At 60.6% G+C, this 6,386-nt stretch carries 6 protein-coding genes; 5 read left to right on the top strand and 1 reads right to left on the bottom strand.

All coding sequences use genetic code 11. The features are described 5' to 3' along the window. Window positions 1-355: 355 nt before the first annotated feature. Complete coding sequence (locus AC1DN0_RS30270) at window positions 356-1,648, bottom strand: IS701 family transposase (protein WP_477104155.1); 1,293 nt, start codon at window positions 1,646-1,648, stop codon at window positions 356-358. 508 nt (window positions 1,649-2,156) lie between these two features. Here AC1DN0_RS30270 and AC1DN0_RS30265 point away from each other — a divergent pair. From AC1DN0_RS30265 to AC1DN0_RS30245, 5 genes are all read left to right on the top strand, one after another. Continuing rightward, window positions 2,157-2,513 (top strand): hypothetical protein, encoded by a 357-nt coding sequence (locus AC1DN0_RS30265; RefSeq protein ID WP_477143482.1) that lies wholly within the window; start codon window positions 2,157-2,159, stop codon window positions 2,511-2,513. Between the two features lie 15 nt (window positions 2,514-2,528). Continuing rightward, entirely contained in the window at window positions 2,529-2,867 is a 339-nt protein-coding gene (locus AC1DN0_RS30260; protein WP_477104172.1) for a hypothetical protein, read from the top strand. Between the two features lie 140 nt (window positions 2,868-3,007). Beyond that, the gene (locus AC1DN0_RS30255; protein WP_477104173.1) at window positions 3,008-3,979 is read left to right on the top strand and encodes a DUF932 domain-containing protein; all 972 of its coding nucleotides are present in this window, start codon (window positions 3,008-3,010) and stop codon (window positions 3,977-3,979) included. A 59-nt stretch (window positions 3,980-4,038) separates the two neighbouring features. Beyond that, on the top strand, window positions 4,039-4,431 hold the full coding sequence (locus tag AC1DN0_RS30250) for a hypothetical protein (RefSeq protein ID WP_477104174.1): 393 nt from the start codon (window positions 4,039-4,041) through the stop codon (window positions 4,429-4,431). A 222-nt stretch (window positions 4,432-4,653) separates the two neighbouring features. After that, window positions 4,654-6,354: a PRTRC system ParB family protein gene (locus AC1DN0_RS30245; RefSeq protein ID WP_477104175.1), complete on the top strand. Its 1,701-nt coding sequence runs from the start codon at window positions 4,654-4,656 to the stop codon at window positions 6,352-6,354. Window positions 6,355-6,386 lie beyond the last annotated feature (32 nt).

Raw genomic sequence — 6,386 nt, 5'->3', positions numbered from 1 at the left:
GAGTACTGGCCTTCTTTACGCCCGTCGTGTCTCGCGATGGTCAAGGCGATGTTCCTAAACTCGCTCTTGCCGAAACCGCGACAAACACCCCTCGCCAAACCTCAAAATTGGCGGGACGTAACACCAAGGGGCCGCCTGTCGGTAGGCTTCAGAGTCTTGGTTTCCCGCCACCCTGCTATTCAAGCTACGGGGCGCCTGACTTTTACCCCGGCAGGACTGGCTCCTGCTGAACACGCCAGCCTTAGCTGGACGCACACTGTGTCACAAATTTAGCTTCACATCCCAGCAGCATGGACACCGGCGGAGCCGGTTGATAATGGCACGAGCGATGAGTAGCCGCAGCGTCGAAATCGACTCAGCCACGTGGCGCTGCACTCGTCCGGCTGCCGCGAGGGACGTAATCCTTGGGGAAGGAAGGCGTTTCTGGTTGAGCACGGTTTTTTTTTGAGGTGCTCTGATTGAGGCGCATAGCGACGAGGAAGGCGTAGGCCGCAATACACAGGGTGGCATGGTGATGAAAGCCCCTCCAGCCGCGGCCTTCATAGTGCGCGAGGCCGAACTCCTGCTTGAGTTCCTGATAGTCGCGCTCGATACGCCAGCGCATCTTGGTGACGAAGACCAATTGTTCCAGGGTGGCATCGGACGGACCGGTAGAGAGGAAGTACTTCACCGGCTCGGCTTCTCCTTCGGGCCATTCGATCAGTAGCCACTCCTCGGGACGCATCTGCGTGCCCAGGTAGTCGCGATGAGCAGGGCGAACCCGCACGGCGGCGAAGCGGGAGGACAGTTCAGTGTTGGAGCCTTCCCGCCAGGTGACCGTGCGATAGACTTGCTGCGGCAAGTCCATCGCCAAGGCCTTCACCGTCACCGGTTGGTGTCCAGGCTCCCGACGCAGCTTCGTCGGCCGTATGCCGCGACCGCTCCATGCCTTGGGCGGCAGCGGCGCGGTGCCGGGCGCCCATACCGTAGTCCCCGGCCGTATGCCGACTGCATACAGCATGCCCATCTCAGTAATGCCATCGCGAAAGGCGGTTTCATCGCCATACCCGGCGTCCGCCAGCACCACGCCCATCGGCACGCCCGAGGCGAGCGCCTCACGCATTTGCGCCAGAGCAATTTCCGGCTTGGTCGCGAACGTCATGCCGTCCGGCACCCCGGCCTTCTTCTTGCGCACCGGGTCACTCGCCCAGTCTTTGGGCAAATACAGTTGATAGGCGACAGGAATGCTGCCCTGGACGCTGGCCAGCGAAAGACTGACCGCCACCTGGCAGTTGTCCTGCTTGCCCAGTTGACCGCAGTATTGGCGCGCGACGCCAACTGAATGCATTCCCTTCTTCGGGAACCCGGTGTCATCGATAATCCAGTAGCAGCCACTGTCCAACCCGAGGTGTGGCACAACCCAGTCGCGAACGCGCGACATCACGGCACTGTCCGACCATCCCGCCTTGGCCACGAAGTGATGTAACGATTGGTGCTTGGCAGCCACGTGTAGCGGATCGGTATGCGCAGCCAGAGGCTCAACACTCTTGCGCTGGATCGGCAACATGAGGCCTCGACAATAGTCCTGCAATCCGACGTTTCGATCCACATGATCCAACGCCACGCATAGGTACTCAATATAACGATCGAATTCCGCCAGATTTCCCATTGCCGCCTCTTGCCACGATGGAATCTTGGTTATAACTGAAATTCAATATTATTGACACAGTAATTGTCGTTTTTGTGACACAGTAAGATTTCTATGGGGCGTTGGGAGTCAAGCACTTGTTGGTCTTTTTTCGTTGGGCAGTATCTCCTATTGAGACGAGAGACGAGCCGCAAGTTATCCACGGCCGGTCAGCGGGTCGCCTGTCACGACCACGACGCTGGCCAGCGGTGGATAACTTGCACGGCAAAGGCGCGTGATTTCAGTTTGGTGTCCTTTCAATAATTCGAGACTTCAACGGGATGGAGGTCGGAGTGTCTGATGCCGGGCAGTTGCCCTGGCCAACTTCTATCCGTGCCGGCGCCAGGCCGGTCACCACATACCGCATGCGCAAAGCGCTGGAACCTTCACCTCACTTTCAACTGCGCCTTAAAGCGACGGCGTTCGCCGTCTACCGCGGGGGTGCAGTGTTCTTCCGCAGCTTCAACCCGAGCGCGAGTGCGACGAACCCGTGCATATTGCGCGGATCATTTCGCCCACTTGCCGGACAGAAGATGAGCTTGGCCTGATCCATCCTATTGGCGCATTGCAGCGCCGGGATTTGGCCCGCGCGCTCCCCGTATTCGACCATCGTGATTTCATCGCGCGCACGTTTTTGCGATATCACGAGCGCTTTTTTAGTAGCGAAGGTCGCATCCATCAATTCCACAAGGCCACTCCGGATTCGTTCGTGCTCTACGGCACGATCGTCACGGACGGCGTCAATCGTCTCGTCGACTTCTGCGTGCAGTCCGGCAGTCGCCTGGAATACAGCAGACAACTTATCCGCAGCGTGATCGCCGCCCTGTGCGTTGGCGAGACACAGTAAGGAAAACCAACAATCATGAAAAAGCACCCAGACGATCAGGGTGGGCTGGATCTCGCCGCCCTTCCCGAAGAGAAGCCCGAAACGGCGGCTGTCAGCCCGTCGCGGGGACGCAAGTCCAAGAAGCAGCACAGCCTGTTGATTGCCGGTTTCCGCACTCTGGATATCGAGCTCGCGCTCATTCAGTGCGGCAACACGTTTCTGGTCCGCAAGTGCCGCGTTCAGCCGTATGCGGAACAGGCTCGTACTCCGGTACCGGATAAGGATGCCGGCATCGCGGCGCTAGTCAGCGAGTTGGCCACTGCCGGTATCACCGGTCCGTTGGCCCGGATGCGCTGCGCGCGCTTCGGGTTCTAGCCTTCTTCCCACAACTTCGTGAAGCCCCTCGGGGCTTCCGTTTGCGCCCTGCACGAGGCGTAGACGGAAGGTCCGATACCTCCTGGTTTTTGTTGCAGCACCCAGCTGCATTGTCACAAACGCCACCCAGGAGATTCCAAATGGCTCACGAACTACAACTCTCTCTCGACGGCACGGCCTCCATGGCCTACGTCGGTGCAATGCCGTGGCATGGCCTCGGCCGAAAGCTCACCGAGAACGCGACGATCGAAGACTGGCGCCGCGAAGCCAAGCTGGATTGGCATCTGCACCGCAGCACGGTGCAGTTCATGAATGGCGAGATGCACGACTTCCCGGAGCATCACGTGCTCTACCGAAGCGACAGCAACGCGCCGCTGGCGGTGGTTTCCGATCGCTACAAGGTCGTCCAGCCGGGCGAGGTCCTGGAATTCTTCCGTGACCTGGTCGCGCACTCGGGCTTCACGCTCGAGACCGCGGGCAGCCTGAAGGGCGGGCGCCGAATCTGGGCGCTGGCCAGGACGGGTTTTGACGCCGAAGTGGTCGACAACGATCCGGTGAAGAACTACCTGCTGCTGGCCACCTCTTGCGATGGCTCGCTGGCGACGACCGCGCAGTTCACCTCCATTCGCGTCGTTTGCAACAACACCTTGCATCTGAGCCTGCATGGCGCGCAAGCCGCGTTGGCCAGTGCGTCGGTGATCAAGGTCCGCCACAACACCGAGTTCGATCCGACCGTTGTGCAGGACCAGCTCGGCTTGATCGGCGAGAAGGTCTTCGGCAGTTTCATCGACCGCATGAAGAACTTGTCGGAGAAGGCGGTTTCGCCCGCACAGGCGGATGCCGTGCTGCAGTCCTTGATGAGTTCGATTGCAACCCCTGACGTCACGAAGTCGCGAGGCTACAAGACCGTCATGGGGCTATTCAATGGCGCCGGCAAGGGCGCCGGGTTGGACGGTGTCAGGGGTACGGCATGGGGGCTGCTTAACGCGGTCACCGAGTACCACGATTTCCATATCCGCGCACGCGGTCAGGACAATCGCCTGAACTCCGCTTGGTTCGGCATTGGTGCCAACGCCAAGGAAAAGGCGCTTCAAGCGCTGGAAGCACTGTAAGTCGTAACGCCGCCGCCAGCCGCCAGGCTGGCGCGGCGCCACCTCATCTGGAGATCGCCATGAGCCAACACCACTTTCAAACGGTCCACGGGGCCAATACCATCGACGTCGTACTCGGTTGGGACCGCCCGCTGCACCATTTCTTTCTGTGGGTGGAGCGCCTGCGCTCTCCGGTTGCCATGGAACAAGCCGAGCAACGAGCAATGGCCGAGACGGCGGATTGTCAAGAAGAGCTGACTGATGATTGCGAAGAGCCCTCGGAGGACTTCCTCTACCACAACCTGGACGACACCACTTCGATGGGTGCCGGCCTCGCTTACTTCCGCAGCAAGCTCGCCGCACTTGGCGTCACCGTGCCGGAGACCATGTTCACCCAGGTCCTGCGCGACAAAGCACTCAACATCGGCAACCGGTATGTGGTCTATCGAGCGGATGGCACCTTCGAAGGCTAGGCCGCGCCCGGCCCGTCCGCAAGGCAGGAAGCACGGCACAGACACCAGGCGTTCTCCGATCCCGGATCGGTACACCTGCACTGCCGCGTTTTCGGACTGCTGCTGCAGTCCCAAGGCGCGAAGAGTCTAGATGGTTTTCACAGCCGCCAGAGCGGCAAGTTAAGCCCAAGAGGGGAACCACTCCCTTCACGGGTGGGTTCCCTCGCTATAGGAGAACCCACAATGCAAGAATCCGCAATGCTGCTCGAACAGCCGACTCTACCCTTGAGCCGGATCCGCACGAGCCGATTCAATCCACGCCGGTTCTTTGATCCGGTGAAAATGGCAGAACTCGTTGCCGGCGTACGTGCGGCGGGATGCATCATGCAACCCATCGTTGTCCGCCCGGTTGAGGACGACCTCTACGAGATCATCGCCGGCGAGCGACGCTACCGCGCGGCGACCGAGGTGTTTGGCGTCGAGTACGCGATGCCCATCGTGGTGCAGGATGTCGACGACGAGACGGCGGAGGCCATGGCGATCATCGAGAACGTCTCCCGCGACGACATCGCGCCCTCTGAGGAGGCGGTGGCTGCAGCGAGGATGGTCGGCAAACTTAAGGGTGACCGGGAGGAGGCGGCGCGCATTTTCGGCTGGTCCCGTGCGCTTCTCGACAAACGCCTGGCACTCATGAACTGTAGCAGTGAGGTGCTTAATGCTCTCAACGAGCGCAGGATCCAGCTCGGTCACGCCGAGCTGCTCGCCGCCCTCGCCAAGGATAAGCAGGACAAGTTCCTGCCTGTCATCATCTCCGAGTCGAAGACGGTTGCTGAGTTGAAGAAGGCAATTGAGACGGTGTCCTGCAGTCTTGCAAGCGCCATTTTTGATAAAACGGAGTGCGCAACGTGCCCGCACAATTCTGCGCTGCAGACGGAGATGTTCGGCGAATCCATCGCCACCGGAAACTGCACCAATCGCACTTGCTTCAACACTAAGTGCGAGGCGCAGCTGGCCACGATCGAGCAAGGCCTCAAAGACGAATTTCCTGCGGTTCGGATCGTGCGGACAGGCGACAAGTACACGCGGATCCAGCTGGTCGTGGAGGGTTCCACCGGGGTTGGTGAGGAGCAAGCCAAGGCCTGCCATGCCTGCCAGAACTTCGGTGCTGCCGTCAGCGGCCTGCCGGACTCGATGGGCAAGGTCTACCGGGGTCAATGCTTCGACACGGCCTGCAACTCGCGCAAGGTTGCCGCGCGGATCGCGGCCGACAAAGCCGCGGCGGCACCGCCGTCGACATCAAAGAAGGGCGGTACGACGGGAAAGGCAGCAGCGGCATCTGGCGCCGGCACCACCGCTGGCGCTACGCCGGCGGAGAAGCCCGTCACGGCTGTCAGCGAGACCGATAAGGTGAAGGCCTACCGCGTCGCCCTCTGGCGTAAATGCCTGCGGCGCGAAGTGGCGTCCGATCCGATCGTGGCCAATCACTACCTCCTTGCCGTCGCATTGGCGGGCCAGGCGCGAACGATCGACGGGGCGGCCATGCGCAAGCTTTATGAGCGCATCGTTCCCGACGAAACGTGCTCGGCCACTGACCTTGACAAGGCGCTGGACGCCGCAAGCGCACTGACCGAAGTGCAGCGGGAGAACATGTCCGTGGCGCTCACCGTTGCCGCCATCGAGGGACTGGACGTGCCATCGCTGGTGCGTCTGTGCAAATACCAGAAGCTCGACTTGCGCAAGTACTGGAAGCTCTCCAAGGACTTCCTGGAATTGCTGACCAAGTCCGAGATGAGGGTGGTTGCCAACGAGATCGGCCTGCTGGCCGCGCTTGGCGATAGCACTGCCAAGGTTTTCAACAAGCCCAAGCCCGAGTTGATCGAAGCCCTCCTGAAGGTGGAGAAGTTCGAGTACGAAGGCAAGGTACCGCGCGTGCTGCTGTTCTAAGGCATCGCTTTCCCCCAGTTTTCAGTGAAAGG

Source organism: Cupriavidus sp. 05N39, assembly GCF_056397325.1.
This window is presented reverse-complemented; position numbering and strand designations above follow the sequence as displayed.